Raw genomic sequence first — 16,671 nt, 5'->3', positions numbered from 1 at the left:
CTGGATCAGACAGCGCCGAATGAAATCCATTCCCCTGGAGAAGAACATGAGCATGACATCCCGAAATCACAAGCGCCACCGCGGTCTGCGCCAGAAGCGCCTGGCAGCCATCCTGCTGGGGAGCATGGTCATGTTCTCCACCACGTCGGTTTCGGCCGGTGGTTACCCTGTCTTCGACCTCAGTAATCTCATGCAGGCGCTGAAGGACTTTGCCCAAGGGAAGGCGCAAATGAAGGCTGACGGGCTGGAGTACGCGGCTCAGGTAACTCGGTGGAGAAGGACGTTCCAGGAGTACCAAAATGCGCTTGTCCAGATCCAGGGCATGATCAACAACTTCGGCTTGCCGCCAGGCGCCACATTGGAGCGGGTTCCAGACGACTATATGGTCGCCGACCTCTGCCGTACGTCGGCGGGCTTCAGCGCTGGCAGCTTGCTGAAGAAGTTTGTGCTGGATACCTCCGGTGATCTCTACGCGCAGCAGCAGCAGCTGTGCGTCAACATCCAGATGATGGAAAACCGGAAGCGCAACGAGACGGTGGATTTCATCGAGAAGACCATTCCCAGCATCAACGCGTCGTTGTCTGAGATCATGGGTTGGCGAGGCGGCGCCGATGGCAATCTTGCGGGAACTCTTTCGGCCGTGAACAGTGACTCCCTGCGTACGGCAAACGATATTTCCAAGCTGCAGCAGGAGTGGGAGGCGCGCATGCGGTCCTACGACGCCTATCAGGAGTCAATGATGGCCAATCAGCGCGTGCTGGCGCGCGTGGCATTGAAGGGCAAGCCGGGCGTCATCTCGCAGCTGGTCAAGACGGCTGCATTGGAACGCGCTTTGCACGTCGACTGACGCCGCTTGGGGCAGGTGCATAGGCACCCGCTCCACGAGGTTGTCCGGTAGGGATACATCAAGGGATTGCGGAAATGATCAGGTCGATTGCCAATTTTGATTTCAATGGCGGATTCCAGGATTTGATGGGGCACGTTGCACGTGTCCAGTCGATCGGGGATTTCGTGTTCTTCAAGTTCATCTTCGACTTCCTGCGAAGCAAGATAAACAAGTTCGGCATCGACATGATGGGGGAAATGATGCAGTGGGTCGGCGGCATCGCCCTCACGCTCATGACCCTGTGGGTGCTGGTGCAGGGCTTCCGCATCGTGACCGGCCGCAGCCGGGACTCAATGATGGTATTGGTGACCAATATGGCGCGTGCGGCGTTGATCGTCAGCGCGGCCACCACGATGGGCGCTTTCGGCACCAACCTTCAGAGCTTCCTCACCCACGACGTCAAGGCAGAAATCACGAAGGTCGTGACAGGCTCGAACGAGTCACCCGAAGCTCAGATCGACAAGAGCCTGGCATGGATGCAGGTGGCGCTTTCCAGTATCGACGCCATCCAGATCATGAATGACGGGGAGCTGCTGGAGGACAAGAAGCGGGCACTGTTCTTCATCGGCATGGGCACCGCAGGTCCAGCCATCACCGCTGGTGCGATGCTGATGCTGTATGAAATCGCCATGGCGCTGTTCATCGGCTTTGGCCCCCTGTTCATCCTCTGCCTGTTGTTCGACCAGACCAAGCAGTTGTTCCAACGTTGGCTGTTCTACGGCATCGGCACGATGTTCTCCATGGCCGTACTTGCAGCGATGGTTTCCATCGCACTGGACATGGTGGTACGTGTGGCGGCCACTTTCTGGACCACAGCGCTGGTGCAGGAATTCATCCTCAAGGAAAGCATGTCCGACGGCATGACCAGCCAGGCGATGCAGCAGGGAGGCATGGGCCTGATCCTCACCGCGTTGATCCTGACTACACCCCCAATGGCAGCGATGTTCTTCCAGGGCACCCTGGGCACCTTCATGGCATATTCGCAGATAGGCGGTGGTGCCAGTGCCTCGCCGAGTGCCGATGGTCGTCCGCCGGGCATGTCGGCTCCGCCGCCGGCGGCTCCGGAGGCCGCGTCGGGCCACAATGCAGCAAATCCTCAGAACAGTCTGGGCCGAGTGTTTGACGGCACGGGCGGGGCGGGAGGAACCACACCTGGTCAACGTGGCGCGGCGAACGCCAATCAAGGAAATTAGAGGCTGGACTGACGATGAGCGCCAACGGTTTTCTGAAATATCTTTGCTTGTCTTTCGTGTTTATGGGTTCTGCATACATCAATTCTGCGTTAGCAGAAGGTCGCTGCCCGCCGGGCCAGTATCCGATCGGCGATCAGGGAGTGGGCGGCTGTGCTCCCATCCCTGGGGCAGGCCGGAGCGCGCCTGATGAGAATCCCGGGCACTGGGTTAAGACGTGGGGAGCCGTTGCGGGATCCATGAATGGCGATGCGGGTGCATCGACTGGCCATCAGGCCAAGGCCTCGGCCGAGCGACAGGCGATCGAGCGCTGCGGTCACTGGGGAGCAACTGATTGCAAGGTTCTGTACACCTATTACAACCAGTGCTATGCGTCCATCAGAACCGGCCGGCCGGACAATGGAACGATGTTCAACGCGGGTGCTACCAAGGAACAGGCGCTGGAAAGGGCGACGCAGGATTGTCGGAATTCGGGAAGCCAGGAGTGCACGTTCGTCCACTCGGACTGCACCAAGCCCTTCTTTCAGGAGGGCTGATATGGCGACTCATGTTGCCTCCCGTTCTTTGGATGTCGCTTGAAGCACTGCGGAAGGCTTCAAGGAAGATGACTGGTGCGGAGCATCAGACCACCGAGTGATCAACAGTGATGTCCCAAAAGTCTTGGCAATGGCCGGATTCAAGCATTTGGGTAACATTTCTTGGGTTTTTGACGTTGGCGTTTGCCGTGCTCGTCGTTACTGAAAATGCCAATGCCGAAGGTCGTTGCCCTGGGGGCCAGTACCCGATTGGCGACCAGGGCGTTGGAGGCTGCGCACCTATACCCGGCGCGGCTCAGAGCGTCCCCGAGGAGAATCCCGGGTACTGGGTCAAGACATGGGGTGCTGTCGCCAGCTCGCCTGGAGGAGATGCAGGTTCCGCCACTGGGCATCAGGCCAAGGCTTCGGCAGAGCGCCAAGCCGTCGAACGATGCCGGCAGGGCGGAGCTACCGACTGCACAGTCGTTTTTACCTACTACAACCAGTGCTATGCGGTTGTCCGGGCTGCACGACCGGAAAATGGCATGAGATTCAACACCGGGGCGACGAAAGAACAGGCGCAGGAGCGGGCAACCAAGGACTGCAAGGATTTGGGAAGTCAGGCTTGCTCCGTTTTCCATTCTGACTGTACCAAGCCTTTCTTCCAGCAAGACTGATCGGTTGTGACATCACACGGAGATTCAAGGCAAGGGCCGACTTCAGATCTTTGCGCGGTGATTCAGCTTTCGTAATTTCTGCTCTGCTGTTTGCTGCATTACTTGTTGCCAGCAACGCCTGTGCGGAGGGCCAATGCCCTGCAGGCCAGTACCCATCGGCGATCAAGGGGTTGGCGGGTATGCCCCGGTTCCTGGAGCAGTGGGAACTGCCCGCGAACCCGGACCTGCTGGCCAGCGCCGAGGACGCCGCCGAAGCGTGGAAGTTTGCCCAGCAGTCGTGCGGCGACACCGGTGGATGGGCGTGTCAGGTTGCATACGAGGACTGTACGAAGCCGGTCTATGAGTCATTCTGACCCGTTGATCGGATTGTCGGACTGGTAGTCAGCGCAACTCGCGATGGCGGCGGAAAGCTTCATGTGTTTGGGCGCAGCTCCGTTTGTTCTCTTGGCTCCAGCATCGACAGTGGGCAACGATCGTCCGCTCAGGTCGTCCCACCTCTCACAATGGGCAAAGGAATGATTCTCCCCATGAAACGAATCCACCTCGCTTTTCTTCCGTGTCTGCTGATTGCAGGCCTGCTGCCGTTCACTGCGCTCGCCGAAGGCAACTGCCCGCAGGGCATGTATCCCATCGGTGGCCAGGGTGTACAGGGCTGTGCGCCCATTCCGGTGAGCAGCTCAGGCTCCCCGTACAACAATCGCCCCAACTGGGCGCAGACCGTGCGTGGCGTGGCGATGGATGCCCGCGGCGATACCTTCATCAGCAACTCGATGCGTTCGCGGGGCAAGGCCAAGCGTGCTTCCATGAAGGAGTGCAGGGAGTTCGGGAAAGGCGAATGTACGTTGGCGACCCTGTTCCAGGCGCAATGCGTGGCGGTCGCCCACGCGGGCCTGGGCACTGAAACCACCAGCGTCGCCACCGCCATGTCCGAACAGGGAGCGGTCATTGTCGCGATGCAGCAATGCAACGCGAAGGCGGCATGGAAGCAGCTGCCGCAGGGACAATGCGGGATCGCCAGAACGGCCTGCACGGCGGATCTGTTCATCAGGTAAGGCGCCATTCACGCTAAGCCCCGTTTTCTGTGATCAATTCCGCTTTTCGATTTCCTCGCACTTCGACGCGGCAGAACGCCTCGCGGTAAGCTCCCCACGCGTCATGAAAATGACGCGCCAGTGCCGCCGAATGCAGGGGTTCTTCCGTCCAATGAGGACGCTGTCAGCCCCTGCGTCGGGTGACGCTCGCCATCATCGCGGTCTTGCCGTACGCAAGGCTATGATTCCTGTCCGCGCAGGCGCGGATAAGCCGGAACGCGTTCCGGCTGGGCAGGGAGGCGGGTATCGGCATGACCACATTGAAGGAGTGGGAGGGGATGGAAGACAGGGTTGGCGCACACATGGACGATGCCCTGGCATTTGTTCCGTCCGGTGCGAACCTGCTGGAAGCCGTAAGGGGCGAACTCAACGGCGATGGCATCGAGTATCAGCTGCTGGTCATCGACCAGCCGACGCCGGAAGGGCTGGTGCCCGGCCAGCACGGGCCAAACCGGGTGCTGCTGTTGCTGCGCGGTGATGGGCGCGGGCGCTGGCAGCTGGCCGCGCGCAACGACAAGCTGGTGCCGTGTTCCACCCGAGGTGGCCTGGCCGGCGACCCTTTTGCGTATGCAATGGTCGAGAAGGGCACCTTCAGCGTGATCACCAACGGCGGTAGCCGCGAGCGCTGGAGCAGCACCTACCGGTTCCGCTATGCGCCCGCGGACAAGGCCTGCTGGGTTGACGGGGTGAGACGCAAGGTCGTGGATATCGAGACCGAAGCGACCAACATCCGGGATTACTCGGCGGCGGAGCTGGGCAGGGTGAGGTTCGAGGACTTCGACCCATCCAGTGTTGCCGAGGTGTCGCTTCCATGAGCCAAGCTCCAACCGGCGGAAGGGAATCCGCGCTGATGAAGATTCAGGAGTTGCACTGTGTCGACCGATAGAGAGTCGCAGCTGTTGCGACAGGCGACCAAAGCCGGCATCGACTCCCCGCTTGAACTGGCCAATTTCATGGCCCAGGCAGGGCACGAGTCGCGCGGCTTGAGCCGGCTCAACGAGAGCTTCAACTTCACCCGGGGAATCTCGCAGATCCCGGTGGAGGCTGCGTGGCGCAATGGCAACGCCGCGTTGGAGAGCGCCCGCCAGGAAGCGCTGCGTGGTCGCCCGGAAAACCTGGCTGAGTTGATGTACGGCGGGCGCATGGGCAACGACGCGCCTGGTGACGCGCTGAAGTACCACGGCCGCGGCTATCTGCCATTGGTCGGCAAGGAGAATTACGAGCGTGCCGGCAAGGCGCTGGATCTGGACCTGGTGAATCACCCGGAGCTGGCAGCGCAGCCCGAGCACGCAGGCCGTATTGCCGTATGGCAGTGGCAGACACGGGTGCCGGAGGGGGCGCGCCATGATGTGCGCGAAGCAACTTATGCGCTCAACGGCGCGCTCAATGGCATCGAGGCGCGCCGGCAACGATTTGAGGTCTGGCAGCAGAAGTTGACGCCGGACGTGATGGCGCGACTGGATCGCGGCGAAGTCGGTGCGCCGGCGCAGACCGTTGCACGCGACATGTCGCATGCCGGTGAGCCCGGCAACGCATTGTTCGAGGATGCGCGCCAGCACCTGCGGCAGATGGGGCCGCAAAGTGGACTGCGCAGTGCACAGGAGCTCGACAATACCGCTGGCGCATTGGCGCTGGGGGCGCAGAAGGCCGGCCTGTCGCGCATCGATCATCTGCTGGCGGGCAACGACGGCCGTACGCTGTTTGCAGTGCAGGGCGCGCTGGGTGATCCGGCCATGCTGCGTGCGTCTGTTGACCGGGAGCAGGCCTCCCAGCAGCCACTGGCGCAGAGCAGCCAGCAGTTGGCGGCCAGCGTTGCGCAGCAGGATCCGACGGCCGCGCTCGCCCGCGAGCAGGAGCAGCGTTCCCGATCCCTGTAGCACTTGGTGCCGGCGGGCAGGGTGCCCGCTGGCGCTTTACGTACGACGCGTGGCGCCCTGTGGCGCCGACATGGAAACCCACCCGTAAGGACACCACATGCGAATCGTTCCCTTGAATGCCCTGCAGGCCGCCGCCCACTGCAATGCATCCGCGCGCCGCCTGCCGCCGCTCTGGCTGCTGTCACTTGGACTTGCCGCAGCCTCGGCACAGGCTCAGGAGACAGCGCCGCCCGTCGCGGAAACGCCCGCCGCGGCACAGGCGATCGCTGATGCGCCCGCAGGAACGGCACCGCCTGCTACCGCCGAGCCAACCGTTCCGGCGGTAGCACCCGCACCGCCCGCATTGGCCATCGTGCCATTGCCGCCCGAACGGGCGGCCGAGCGGGCGCTCGGTGCGCGCTGCCCGGTGGATCTGGCCGGGCGACTGGCGACCCAGGGCGACCTGCTGACCGGCGCCTGCCAGGGCACCATGCCGGCGCATCTGGCCGCTCTGCTGGTTGCGCTGCCCGAGCAGGACATCCACCTGCCGCGCAACTGGCGCGAGCGAGAGGTACAGCAGAAGGCCTGGTTCAAGGCGGTGCCTGGGTACGGCCAGCGCCCGGACTTCATCGTGCGGATGGGCGACGTCTGGGTGCGCTCGCTGGAAGGGCGCGACGCCGACAGCACGTTCTACCTGGTGTCCGCGCCGTTCACCTGCAGCGACCAGGTCGCCAACCGCGATGGCTACAGCGCGGAGCCGGTACGTGTGCCAGCGGGTAGCTGCCGCGAGGCCTATGTGGGCCAGCGTGTGTACCAGGTGCGTGGCGATGCGCCGCCGAGGGATGTTACCGCCGAAGCGATGCCGGCCATGCCACAGGTGACCGAGGCGGATCGCGCACGCCAGCTGGCGCGTGAGGGCAGGATCACGCTGGATCACAGCAAGCTGCAGTTCGGGCCGGCCATGCGTTGGTTCGTGCAGTATCCGGAGACGGTGCCGAAGGGTGGGGCGCGTGCGTTCAGTGACTGGAACCGCGAGCATCTTGCCTTCGTGGTCTGGACCGGCGATCGCTTCGAGTTGCGCGACAAGGTCCCGCGCAGCCAGTGGCCGTGTGATCCGGTCGCGCCGGGCGATCGCGCCTGCGGCGGCTTCCCGGATTCCGAGCCGGATCTGTTCGTGACCGCCAGTGCATCTGCGCCGGTCGCGGCCACCAGCCCCTGAGTCACGGTGCTGAGGCGGGAGCCGGAATGACCGGCTCCCGCGCTGTCCATCAGGCCTGCAGGCTGCGGGTCTGATGCTGCTGCTGTTCCAGCTGTTGGTCGCGCTCCAGCGCAAGGCGCTGGCCTGCAGCCTGCTGGTCGATGCGCTGGCTGCTATGTTCCAGCGGCGTGTTCATCGCCACTGCCGTATCCACCGACACGCGAAGGTGGGCGGGGTCACCGCCCTGGCCCTGCACGGCGAAGCTGCGCGAGGCATCGGCGTTCATCACCACTTCGTCGATGCGCTTGCCGCCTGCAGCGTGCATCTCCGCCGCCAGGCTGCCCGCCAGCTGCGTACTCATCACGTCCGGCACGCGGCCAACGCGCACGTCATGTGCGTGCACGCCGCGGATCGCGTCGTTGAACAGCGGGTTACCCAGGTGGTTGGCATCGTCCATGCGCAGCATGCTGGTGTGATGGCCATTCTTCTCCGCTTCGCGGCGTGCCGGTTCACCGGGCTGCAGCGGGCCGCGGATGTGGTCGTACAGATCGATGGCGCCGCCCGGGATGCCGCGTGCAGCGCGGGTGACGCCGCGACGCAGTGACTCGACGTCGTCGCGATACTCCTCGATCATCTTGGCGTTGTCTTTCGCCAGCTTCTGCGTTTCCGGGTGCTTCAGCACCGAGCCTTCGTTGAGGAAGTTGCCCAGCTTGTGCGCACCGAACGAGCTGGTGGCCGCGATGATCGGGCGGTCCGGAATCAGATCACGCAGGGCGTGATTGCTGAAGCCGTTTGCCGCGAGCGTCTTGATCTCGTCGGGCTTGGCATAGATGCGTACCTGGCCGAAATGCGGTGACGCGGCGCTGACCGGATCGGAGGCCATGACGTGGTTGATCATGGTGTTGCCGCCTTCCGGAATGCGATAGCTTAGGCTGACCGCGCCGTAGGCATTGAAGGTCTCGCCCTTGACGTTGAAGTGGTGCGAGGTGATCTGGGCAAGAGCGCCGCCGAGGGAGTGACCGGTGACGGTGACCTGGGGCGCGGGCACACCGTTCAAGCGGGATTGAAGCGCAGCGCCTTCGAGCGTCCTCTGTGTCAAAGCAATCGCGTCAGGCGCCTGCACGTTGGTGCGCGCAACCACCATGCCGCCGTCGGTCAGAATCGCATCGCGAGCGATCTGCTCGGTGCCACGATGCGCAATGACGATCTCTTTGGTGTCTACGCGCTGATAGACGGTGCCCTGATAGCCGTTGAGACGATTGTTGACATGCTCAAGTATCTTGTACTCATGGCCGTTTAACGTGACTTTTTCTTCTTGGCCGGGTTCACGTCGGCCGACGGCCCGATCCTTGTAGGCGTCATTGGATAACGCGGCGTAGTCCTGAGAGGTGATGGTCACGGCGCGACCTCACTTGCGGAGAGGGTGATCGTAAACAGCTTGTCCTGCAGATCAGCGGCGTAGTTGCTGCGATCGGGCTCGCCACTGGCTGGGAAGTTGGGAACGCGATCTGCCTTCGGATAGACCAGATCCGGATAGTAGAGCGTATGGGCGCCACCTTCGGTCAGCGGCTTGGCGTCGACGAAGGTGAGGAAGCGGGTCTCTTCTTCGGCACCCGTCGCCTTCAGCATTGCCCCGGCACCGGTGAACTCCCACTTGCAGACGCCACGACCGTAGTAGTCCTCATCCAGCATGCGGTCCACATATAGCGTGCCGCGGTACTCGCCCTCAGCGACCTTGCGCAGCTCCACCGGTTCCTGGCTGGTGATACGTGCAGCTGTGCCGGTGGCCGGCTCGATGTGGCCGCACTGATCCTCGTTGGTGACGTCGTACTGCGCTACGCCCTTGACCAGTGCGAAATCGCCGGGGGCATCCTTCAGGCGCAGCACCAGCTCATAGGCCTTGCGCGGGGTGGGGTTGAGCTTGGCGAGGCCGCGCCCGCCCTGGGCGACATCGGCTTCAGCAGCGGCACGTTCCTGGTTCATGGCGGTCTCCGGGTTGCAGGCGGTCAAAAGAAGCAGAGCAAGGCACGGAATCATCTTGTGGCGCAATGTCGGCCTCCTTGGGGGTAGGGGTTGTTGAACTGGCAGCTCATGGCACGAGCTTCTGCACAGTGGTGGTGGTTGAGAACAGCGCGTCGCGCAGATCTTCGCTGTACCCCGACGGATCTTCCTCGCCACTGGTGCCAAAGTTGGCGACAGTGTCGGCGCGCGGATAGATAAGGTTTGGGTAATAAAGCGTAAGAGGTGAGTCGCTCTCCATGCGCTCCTTGTCGACGAACGTAAGGAATCGCGTATCCGCCTCGCCGGTCGTAGCGCGCAACATCGCACCGACACCCGTCAACGTCCAATGGCAGACGCCACGCCCGTAGTAATCCTCGTCCTGCATGCGGTCGAGGTAGAACGTACCGCGGTATTCGTTCTCGTCGACCTTGTGTAGTTCCACCAACTCCTGGCTGGTGATACGGCTGGCGGTACCGGTCGCCCACAGGACCCGGCCGCAGTCCCTGTGGTTGCTGACGTCGTACTGGGCAACGCCCTCGACCACCGCGAAGGGACCGGGGGCATCCTTCAGGGTCAGTACCAGCTCGTAGCCCTGCTGCGGTGACGGGTTGAGCTTGGCCAGGCCGCGTCCACCTGCGGCAACGTCACGCTCTGCGTCCGCGTAAGGCGAGCAGGCCGTCAGCGCCAGCAAGAGGCCCATCGGTACCAGATGGCATCCCTTGCGTGTCGGCATGGCTACATCCATGGCGGCATCCTGCATCGTGCGTCCGTGTCCATATATCCTTCCCTGGTGACAGGTTTATCGATTATGGAGTGTTCTGGAAACCTGGCGCCAGCTGCGGCAAGGCGTGGGTGACGGAATTTTGACGCATTCAGCGTTCGGCAGCGTCGCCGAATCGATTGCGGCACAGGCGATTCGGGGTTGGCCAGGCGATTGCGCTTCGCGTTCGACATTTCACCACCAATTTGTGACAACGGTCGCCAATTCACGCGACTCTCACGCAAGCGAGCATTACGCCATGAACTACACCATCCGTGCCGAAGCCATTGATGATCACGCCACCCTCCATGCGCTCACCGAGGCCGCATTCCGGAACGCTGCGCACAGCAGCCATACCGAGCAGTTCATCGTCGACGCCCTGCGCGCGCGCGGGGAGCTGAGCGTTTCGCTGGTGGCCGAGTTGGACGGGAAGGTGATCGGCCATGTGGCGGTGTCGCCGGTGACGATCAGCGATGGCAGCACGGGCTGGTTTGGCCTGGGGCCGATTTCGGTATTGCCTGCCTGGCAGGGGCAGGGCATCGGTGCGGCCCTGATGCATGCCGCACTTGAAGCACTGCGTCAGCAGGGCGCACATGGCTGTGTATTGCTGGGCGAGCCGGCCTATTACGGTCGCTTCGGCTTCTGTGCCGAGCCGGGCCTGGTGCTGCCGGGTGTGCCGCCGGAGTACTTCCAGGCACTTTGCCTGCAGCCTCCGTTGGCACAGGGCGAAGTGCAGTACTCACCGGCCTTCGAGGCGACGGCCTGATCCGGGCCTGGCACGTTTCTGCTCAGGGCGCGCGCCAGGCGGTCGGTTCGGGTTGCGGCTTCGGAATGCGGTAACCGCCGATGTGTTCAAGCAGTTCATTGGTACGGCGCTGCTCGACCAGTACTTCACGCAGCAGGTTGCGCACGGCGAAGATGGCGAACGGCACCAGGATCCAGACCAGGCTGATGCCCAGCGCAAACAGGGTCAACAGGGCTTTTGCACCATCCATGCGGCATTCCTTGGTCGAAAGCAGCCACGCTAGCACGTGGCTGCTGCCGACGGATGTCAGCCGTTGTGCCGAAGGTGGATCAGCGGATACGGACGGCCTTGCGAATCCAGCGGTGAACGTCCGGTTTCGACGAAGCCCATGCGCAGATAGAAGCCCACGGCCTGCGCGTTCTGTGCGTTGACGTCGGTGCTCAGCTGTGGGCACAGGGTCAACGCGTGCTGCAACAGTTGGCGACCAACCCCGGTGCCACGCACGTCCGGGTCAATGAACAGCGCTTCCATGTGGGTGCCGTCGATCAGCATGAATCCGAGGGGGCGATCCTGTGCGTCGACAGCAACGGTCATCGGCGCCTGCGGCAGGAAACCGGCTACTTCGGCATCGATAGCCATGCGGTCTTCGGCACTGAGGAAGTCGTGGGTGGCGTCGACGGCGCGACGCCAGAGGTCGACAAGAGCGGCGCCGTCGTCGGCGCGGGAGGGGCGGAGGGTGGTCATGGGTTCGCCAAGGTGCTTGCAAAGAATGCGTAGTATGGCGCGTCCCGATCCAGCGCGCAGATGTGGATTCATCCGGCGTTGCGATGGCGGATGAAGGGGCTGTAGGTAGTGGCCTCTGCGCGCAGCACAACGCCGTCCTCGAAATCGCTGCTGTCGTTGAAGGGCACGGTGGGCAACTGCGGCCATTGCGCCAGGCGTTCGCGGTAGTGGTGGGTTGCTGCAGCCAGTGCCTCGTCGTGTGCCTGCATGCGCTCCGGTGCCAGCCCGGAACGCACGCCGTGCACCACGTGCGGTTCCATCACGTCGAAGCCGACGTAGCGCAGGCTGTACATCAAGGGCCACAGCAGCAACCGGGTATCTCCCTCGCGGCCGTCGACTGCGCAGGCCCGTGCCGATGAGCCGGTGGTGACGCTCAGCAACGCACGCTTGCCGCGCATCGCTCCGTGCTCGTGACGCAGGCGGCTGTTGTACATCGGCCCGTACACCAGTACGCGGTCCAGCCAGCCCTTCAGGATGGCCGGCGCCGCGAACCACCACAGCGGGAACTGCAGGATCAGCAGGTCCGCGGCCCGCAGCAGTTGCAGGTGACGTTGCACATCGACGGGCAGCTGGCCCTGCTCGGCGCTGTGCCGCTGCTCGCGTTGGGCGTCGAAGTGGCCGGGATGCAGGCGATGCGGATGGTGGTCAGCCGCTTCCAGCGGATCGAAGCCCTCCGCATACAGGTCGACCACGTCCACCTGCAGCGCGTCATGCCGCAGTTGCTCGGCGGCCTGAGCGGCCAGATGTGCATTGAAGGAGCGGGGCTCGGGGTGGGCAAGCAGGATCAGGGCGCGCATGGGGCGAGGTGTTCGAGGAGTGTGCGACCATCCTCGCGGTGCCGGCACGCGCCGGCAATTACGCACCTTGAGGTAACCATGGCCTTTCCCGGGGATGTCTATGCCGCCGACTGTTCGGCACGCGATGCGCTTGCGCTGATTTCAGGCAAGTGGGTGATGCTGCTGCTGCCGGCATTGGCGCAGGGCCCGCTTCGCAACGGCGCGTTGCTGCGGAAGATCGAAGGCATCTCGCAGAAGGTGCTGACCCAGACCCTGCGGCAGCTGGAGCGCAACGGGCTGGTCGAGCGGTGTGACCGGGGCAGCAAACCACTGCATGTGGAGTACCGCCTGACCGAGATCGCGCGCGGCCTGGTCGAGACGCTGTCCGCCCTGGATCGCTGGGCCGAGCACAACTTCCCGGCGCTCGATGCGGCCCGCGAGCGCTTCGACGCGCGCTAGCGGCGCCTGCACGGCCCCGGGCGTACAATGCGCCCCCGGCGGCCATCCTGGCCCAGTTGAAAAGCGAGAACCGCCATGACCGATGTCCTGGGTGTACCGGTGCACGACGCCGATGAACACTGGATGCGCCGTGCACTGGCCCTGGCCGAGCGCGCGCAGCGTGAGTTCGACGAGATTCCGGTCGGGGCGGTGCTGGTGGGCGCCGACGGCCAGCTGCTGGGCGAGGGCTGGAACCTCAACATCGCCTCGCACGACCCCAGCGCGCATGCCGAGATCGTGGCCATGCGGGCCGGTGGAAAGCTGCTCGCCAACCATCGCCTGCTTGGCAGCACGCTGTACGTGACCTTGGAGCCGTGCGCGATGTGCGCGATGGCGATCGTGCATGCGCGCGTTTCGCGCCTGGTCTACGGCGCCAGCGACCCCAAGACCGGTGCGTGCGGCAGCGTGTTCGACCTGCTCGGCGATGCCCGCCACAACCACCGGGTCGAGATCCACGGCGGGGTGCTGGCCAAGGAAGCCAGTACGCGCCTGACCAATTATTTCCGCGCCAAGCGTGGCAAGCCGCCGCTGCTGCTGGAAGACCACGTCGGCGAGGGCTGAGGGGCGAACGGGTATGATGGGCGCCTCTTTCCTTCACCGGTAGGCCGCGCGCCTGCCCAGCAACGAGGCGACACAATGGCGGACACCGGCGCGGCCAACGAACGACTGATCTGGATCGACCTGGAAATGACCGGGTTGGACACCGACAACGATTCGATCATCGAGATCGCCACCGTGGTCACCGACGCCCAGCTGAACGTACTGGCCGAAGGTCCGGAATTCGCCATCCATCATCCGCTGGAAACGCTGGAGGCGATGGACGAGTGGAACCGCAACCAGCATCGTCGTTCGGGCCTGTGGCAGCGCGTGGTGGACAGCACCACCGCCCTCGGCCAGGCCGAGGCGCAGACGGTAAACTTCCTGGCGCAGTGGATACCGGCCGGCCTTTCGCCGATGTGCGGCAACTCGATCTGCCAGGATCGCCGCTTCCTGCACCGCCAGATGCCGCGCCTGGAGAAGTACTTCCACTACCGCAACCTGGACGTATCCACGGTGAAGGAACTGGCCAAGCGCTGGGCGCCGAGCGTGGCCGCCGGCGTCGGCAAGAACAGCAACCACACCGCACTGAGCGACGTGCACGACTCGATCGCCGAGCTGCGCCATTACCGCCAGTTCATGGGCACGCTGTCGGGCTTGCCCACGGCCTGAACAACAACGCCGGGCATGGCCCGGCGCGACCGGGTGACACGCGAAGTGGTAGTGCCGGCCGCTGGCCGGCAAGGCGTCGGGGTCGGATCCCTTTCCCGCGGCAAGGGCTCCGACCCCTCTGTCGTGCCTCGCGACGAACCGTTCAACTCCCCGGCGCTAAGATCGGCGCCATGAACGAGCCCATCCTGCTTCCCCGCGACATTGCCCACGACCCCCGCGACTGGTCCGACCTGCAGCGGGCGGTGGCCCTGCTGGAAGCGCCGACCCTCACCGCGCGCATGGCCAACCTGGTCGGCACGCCGCTGGAGTTCGCGGTGAAGGCGCTGCCCAAGGCGGTCTCCGGTCGCATACACGGAGCGGTGCAGGCGGCGCTGTCCAAGTCCGCACAGGCGGCGCTGTGGAGCATGGACAACACCCCCGGCAAGGGGGCGTCCACCCGCTGGCACAAGCTGGCGGCAGCCACCTCGGGGGCGGTCGGCGGGGCCTTCGGCTTTGCCGCCTTGTTTATCGAACTGCCGGTGTCGACCACCATCATGATGCGCGCCGTGGCCGACGTGGCCCGCAGCGAGGGCTTCGACCTGTCCGAGTTCAGCACCCGGCAGGCGTGCCTGGAGGTGTTCGCGCTCGGTGGCAACTCGCCGCGCGACGACGCCAGCGAGACCGGCTACTACCTGGCCCGCGGCTTCACCACCGACGTGATGCGGCATCTTTCGGCCGAACTGGCTGGGCGTGTGGTGACCGGCCGCGACCTGACCCTGGGCGTGGCACCGAAAGAAGCTGGAAAGCTGCTGGCGAAGATGGTGGAAAAGGTGGCGGCGCGCTTCGGCGTGGTGGTCACTGAGAAATTCGCCGCACAGGCGGTGCCGATCGTCGGTGCTGCCGCCGGTGCAACACTCAATACCATGTTCACCGACTACTACCAGGACATGGCGCGCGGCCACTTCATCGTGCGCCGGCTGGAGCGCAAGTACGGGGAAGACGTGGTGCGCGCCTGCTATGACCGCGTGGCGCATGGTGCGGTAAAGATCGAGCCAAGGCTGGAGTAGAAGAGCCACGCTATGCGTGGATGAGCCCTCGTGGCGGGGATCCTTGCCTCGAGGGAACAATTGTTTTGCCAGTGCATGCCTGTTGCCTGGCAGCCGGCATCCCCATCCTTTGCAGCACTCCCCCCGCAAGAGATTGCCGCCATGATGTTCACCCCCCACCGCCTGGGCGCGTTGACGCTGCCCAATCGCATCGTGATGCCGCCGATGACCCGCTCGCGCGCCGCCGATGGCAACGTCGCCACCGCAGAAATGGCCGCCTACTATGCGCAACGCGCCAGCGCCGGCCTGATCGTCAGCGAAGGTACCCAGATCAGCCAGCAGGGCCAGGGCTATGCCTGGACCCCGGGTATCCACAGTACCGAGCAGGTGCAGGGCTGGCGGCAGGTGACCGATGCGGTGCACGCCGCCGGTGGCCGCATCTACGCCCAGCTGTGGCACGTGGGCCGTGTTTCGCATGTGGCCCTGCAGCCCGATGGCGCGGCGCCGGTGTCTTCCTCGGCATTGCTCGCCGAAGGCGTGAAAGTGTTCGTCGACCCGACTGGGGCGGGTCCCGAAGCCGGTGTGGGCGAGATGATCCAGCATTCGATGCCGCGCGCGCTGCGCGAGGACGAGATTCCCGGCATCGTCGCCGATTACGCGCAGGCCGCGCGCAATGCGCTGGCTGCAGGATTTGATGGTGTGGAACTGCACGGCGCCAACGGCTACCTGATCAACCAGTTCATCGATTCGCAGGCCAACCAGCGCACCGATGCCTACGGCGGTTCACTGCAGAATCGCCTGCGCTTCCTGCGCGAGGTGGTGCAGGCGGTGGTCGAGGTTGCCGGTGGCGAGCGTATGGGCGTGCGCCTGGCGCCGCTGACCACGCTGCAGGGGGCGGTGGACGATACGCCGCAGGCGACCTATCTGGCTGCCGCACACCTGCTCGGTGAGATGGGGGTGGGCTACCTGCACATTGCCGAGGCCGACTGGGACGATGCACCGCCGATGCCGGTGGCGTTCAAGCAGGCGCTGCGCATGGTCTACCCGGGTACGCTGATCTACGCCGGCAAGTACACCGCCGAGCGCGCCGAGCAGGCACTGGCCGAAGGCTGGGCTGACCTGATCGGCTTCGGCCGGCCGTTCATCGCCAACCCGGATCTGCCCGAGCGCCTGCGTACGGGTGCGACGCTGAATCCGCCGGATCGCGCCACGTTCTTTGGCGGTGGTGCGGAGGGTTTCACTGATTACCCGGCGCTGGAAGAGAGCGTCGCTGCCTGATTCTGGAGGCTGCCGGCCAGCGGCCGGCACTACCAGTGGGCGAGGGGTAGTGCCGGCCGCTGGCCGGCATTTCAGTCAGGCGGCGAGGGGGGTAGTGCCGGCCGCTGGCCGGCATTTCAGTCAGGCGGCGAGGGGGGTAGTGCCGGCCGCTGGCCGGCATTTCAGTCAGGCGGCGAGGGGGGT

At 64.3% G+C, this 16,671-nt stretch carries 21 protein-coding genes; 15 read left to right on the top strand and 6 right to left on the bottom strand.

The genetic code is table 11. The annotated features are described in order from the left end of the window. The first annotated feature begins 19 nt into the window (after positions 1–19). The 9 genes from AC5P67_RS02950 (at position 20) to AC5P67_RS02910 (ending at position 7,434) form a co-directional block, all read left to right on the top strand. Positions 20–847, top strand: coding sequence for a hypothetical protein (locus AC5P67_RS02950; protein WP_024958425.1), 828 nt, complete (start codon positions 20–22; stop codon positions 845–847). Between the two features lie 74 nt (positions 848–921). Beyond that, complete coding sequence (locus AC5P67_RS02945) at positions 922–2,079, top strand: TrbL/VirB6 family protein (RefSeq protein WP_099484038.1); 1,158 nt, start codon at positions 922–924, stop codon at positions 2,077–2,079. Between the two features lie 14 nt (positions 2,080–2,093). Then, positions 2,094–2,612 carry a DUF4189 domain-containing protein gene (locus AC5P67_RS02940; protein WP_223846428.1) on the top strand — a complete coding sequence of 173 codons (519 nt, stop codon included), beginning with the start codon at positions 2,094–2,096 and terminating at the stop codon, positions 2,610–2,612. Positions 2,613–2,722: 110 nt separating this feature from the next. Continuing rightward, positions 2,723–3,268, top strand: coding sequence for a DUF4189 domain-containing protein (locus AC5P67_RS02935; RefSeq protein ID WP_080356704.1), 546 nt, complete (start codon positions 2,723–2,725; stop codon positions 3,266–3,268). 179 nt (positions 3,269–3,447) lie between these two features. Continuing rightward, positions 3,448–3,621: a hypothetical protein gene (locus AC5P67_RS02930; protein ID WP_154329493.1), complete on the top strand. Its 174-nt coding sequence runs from the start codon at positions 3,448–3,450 to the stop codon at positions 3,619–3,621. A 150-nt stretch (positions 3,622–3,771) separates the two neighbouring features. Beyond that, positions 3,772–4,320 carry a DUF4189 domain-containing protein gene (locus AC5P67_RS02925; protein WP_225792051.1) on the top strand — a complete coding sequence of 183 codons (549 nt, stop codon included), beginning with the start codon at positions 3,772–3,774 and terminating at the stop codon, positions 4,318–4,320. 317 nt (positions 4,321–4,637) lie between these two features. Then, positions 4,638–5,174, top strand: coding sequence for a hypothetical protein (locus AC5P67_RS02920; RefSeq protein ID WP_005410114.1), 537 nt, complete (start codon positions 4,638–4,640; stop codon positions 5,172–5,174). A 57-nt stretch (positions 5,175–5,231) separates the two neighbouring features. Continuing rightward, entirely contained in the window at positions 5,232–6,236 is a 1,005-nt protein-coding gene (locus AC5P67_RS02915) for an XVIPCD domain-containing protein (protein WP_099473709.1), read from the top strand. Between the two features lie 97 nt (positions 6,237–6,333). After that, a complete protein-coding gene (locus tag AC5P67_RS02910; protein ID WP_241889374.1) occupies positions 6,334–7,434 on the top strand; it encodes a hypothetical protein in 1,101 nt (366 codons plus the stop codon). Positions 7,435–7,483: 49 nt separating this feature from the next. Here AC5P67_RS02910 and AC5P67_RS02905 read toward each other — a convergent pair whose 3' ends face one another. The 3 genes from AC5P67_RS02905 to AC5P67_RS02895 are packed head-to-tail and all read right to left on the bottom strand — an operon-like array spanning position 7,484 to position 10,159. Continuing rightward, complete coding sequence (locus tag AC5P67_RS02905) at positions 7,484–8,812, bottom strand: XVIPCD domain-containing protein (protein WP_099473705.1); 1,329 nt, start codon at positions 8,810–8,812, stop codon at positions 7,484–7,486. Continuing rightward, complete coding sequence (locus tag AC5P67_RS02900; protein WP_012480629.1) at positions 8,809–9,462, bottom strand: hypothetical protein; 654 nt, start codon at positions 9,460–9,462, stop codon at positions 8,809–8,811. The genes AC5P67_RS02905 and AC5P67_RS02900 overlap by 4 nt, the downstream gene beginning before the upstream one ends. A gap of 40 nt (positions 9,463–9,502) precedes the next feature. Further along, on the bottom strand, positions 9,503–10,159 hold the full coding sequence (locus AC5P67_RS02895; RefSeq protein WP_414486467.1) for a hypothetical protein: 657 nt from the start codon (positions 10,157–10,159) through the stop codon (positions 9,503–9,505). Between the two features lie 274 nt (positions 10,160–10,433). Here AC5P67_RS02895 and AC5P67_RS02890 point away from each other — a divergent pair, with 274 nt between their 5' ends. Beyond that, on the top strand, positions 10,434–10,940 hold the full coding sequence (locus AC5P67_RS02890; RefSeq protein WP_111173730.1) for a GNAT family N-acetyltransferase: 507 nt from the start codon (positions 10,434–10,436) through the stop codon (positions 10,938–10,940). 22 nt (positions 10,941–10,962) lie between these two features. On the opposite strand, the gene AC5P67_RS02885 is transcribed toward AC5P67_RS02890, so the two are convergent. From AC5P67_RS02885 to AC5P67_RS02875, 3 genes are all read right to left on the bottom strand, one after another. Beyond that, positions 10,963–11,169, bottom strand: a complete 207-nt coding sequence (locus AC5P67_RS02885; RefSeq protein WP_088429380.1) for a hypothetical protein — start codon at positions 11,167–11,169, stop codon at positions 10,963–10,965. Between the two features lie 56 nt (positions 11,170–11,225). Continuing rightward, positions 11,226–11,663 (bottom strand): acetyltransferase, encoded by a 438-nt coding sequence (locus tag AC5P67_RS02880; RefSeq protein WP_060380224.1) that lies wholly within the window; start codon positions 11,661–11,663, stop codon positions 11,226–11,228. A 68-nt stretch (positions 11,664–11,731) separates the two neighbouring features. After that, positions 11,732–12,499: an NAD(P)H-dependent oxidoreductase gene (locus tag AC5P67_RS02875; protein WP_171968743.1), complete on the bottom strand. Its 768-nt coding sequence runs from the start codon at positions 12,497–12,499 to the stop codon at positions 11,732–11,734. A gap of 78 nt (positions 12,500–12,577) precedes the next feature. On the opposite strand from AC5P67_RS02875, the gene AC5P67_RS02870 reads away from it, so the two are divergent. The 5 genes from AC5P67_RS02870 (at position 12,578) to AC5P67_RS02850 (ending at position 16,488) form a co-directional block, all read left to right on the top strand. Further along, on the top strand, positions 12,578–12,937 hold the full coding sequence (locus AC5P67_RS02870) for a winged helix-turn-helix transcriptional regulator (RefSeq protein ID WP_099527322.1): 360 nt from the start codon (positions 12,578–12,580) through the stop codon (positions 12,935–12,937). A 75-nt stretch (positions 12,938–13,012) separates the two neighbouring features. Continuing rightward, complete coding sequence (tadA, locus tag AC5P67_RS02865) at positions 13,013–13,537, top strand: tRNA adenosine(34) deaminase TadA (RefSeq protein WP_099527323.1); 525 nt, start codon at positions 13,013–13,015, stop codon at positions 13,535–13,537. A 75-nt stretch (positions 13,538–13,612) separates the two neighbouring features. Then, positions 13,613–14,185, top strand: coding sequence for an oligoribonuclease (gene orn, locus AC5P67_RS02860; protein WP_099490477.1), 573 nt, complete (start codon positions 13,613–13,615; stop codon positions 14,183–14,185). A 170-nt stretch (positions 14,186–14,355) separates the two neighbouring features. Further along, positions 14,356–15,231, top strand: coding sequence for an EcsC family protein (locus AC5P67_RS02855; protein ID WP_109337108.1), 876 nt, complete (start codon positions 14,356–14,358; stop codon positions 15,229–15,231). Positions 15,232–15,372: 141 nt separating this feature from the next. Continuing rightward, positions 15,373–16,488, top strand: a complete 1,116-nt coding sequence (locus AC5P67_RS02850; protein ID WP_495214289.1) for an alkene reductase — start codon at positions 15,373–15,375, stop codon at positions 16,486–16,488. The last annotated feature ends 183 nt before the right edge of the window (positions 16,489–16,671 follow it).

This window comes from Stenotrophomonas sp. YJH_SMC_21, assembly GCF_059369555.1.
Note: the sequence above shows the minus strand (reverse complement) of the source record. Positions and strands in the feature narration are given on the sequence as shown.

Coding starts and splice junctions, on each gene's coding strand:
- AC5P67_RS02950 (WP_024958425.1), top strand. CDS start 20: ATGAAATCCATTCCCCTGGAGAAGAACATGAGCATGACATCCCGAAAT.
- AC5P67_RS02945 (WP_099484038.1), top strand. CDS start 922: ATGATCAGGTCGATTGCCAATTTTGATTTCAATGGCGGATTCCAGGAT.
- AC5P67_RS02940 (WP_223846428.1), top strand. CDS start 2,094: ATGAGCGCCAACGGTTTTCTGAAATATCTTTGCTTGTCTTTCGTGTTT.
- AC5P67_RS02935 (WP_080356704.1), top strand. CDS start 2,723: ATGTCCCAAAAGTCTTGGCAATGGCCGGATTCAAGCATTTGGGTAACA.
- AC5P67_RS02930 (WP_154329493.1), top strand. CDS start 3,448: ATGCCCCGGTTCCTGGAGCAGTGGGAACTGCCCGCGAACCCGGACCTG.
- AC5P67_RS02925 (WP_225792051.1), top strand. CDS start 3,772: ATGGGCAAAGGAATGATTCTCCCCATGAAACGAATCCACCTCGCTTTT.
- AC5P67_RS02920 (WP_005410114.1), top strand. CDS start 4,638: ATGGAAGACAGGGTTGGCGCACACATGGACGATGCCCTGGCATTTGTT.
- AC5P67_RS02910 (WP_241889374.1), top strand. CDS start 6,334: ATGCGAATCGTTCCCTTGAATGCCCTGCAGGCCGCCGCCCACTGCAAT.
- AC5P67_RS02895 (WP_414486467.1), bottom strand. CDS start 10,159: ATGGATGTAGCCATGCCGACACGCAAGGGATGCCATCTGGTACCGATG.
- AC5P67_RS02890 (WP_111173730.1), top strand. CDS start 10,434: ATGAACTACACCATCCGTGCCGAAGCCATTGATGATCACGCCACCCTC.
- AC5P67_RS02885 (WP_088429380.1), bottom strand. CDS start 11,169: ATGGATGGTGCAAAAGCCCTGTTGACCCTGTTTGCGCTGGGCATCAGC.
- AC5P67_RS02880 (WP_060380224.1), bottom strand. CDS start 11,663: ATGACCACCCTCCGCCCCTCCCGCGCCGACGACGGCGCCGCTCTTGTC.
- AC5P67_RS02875 (WP_171968743.1), bottom strand. CDS start 12,499: ATGCGCGCCCTGATCCTGCTTGCCCACCCCGAGCCCCGCTCCTTCAAT.
- AC5P67_RS02870 (WP_099527322.1), top strand. CDS start 12,578: ATGGCCTTTCCCGGGGATGTCTATGCCGCCGACTGTTCGGCACGCGAT.
- tadA (WP_099527323.1), top strand. CDS start 13,013: ATGACCGATGTCCTGGGTGTACCGGTGCACGACGCCGATGAACACTGG.
- orn (WP_099490477.1), top strand. CDS start 13,613: ATGGCGGACACCGGCGCGGCCAACGAACGACTGATCTGGATCGACCTG.
- AC5P67_RS02855 (WP_109337108.1), top strand. CDS start 14,356: ATGAACGAGCCCATCCTGCTTCCCCGCGACATTGCCCACGACCCCCGC.
- AC5P67_RS02850 (WP_495214289.1), top strand. CDS start 15,373: ATGATGTTCACCCCCCACCGCCTGGGCGCGTTGACGCTGCCCAATCGC.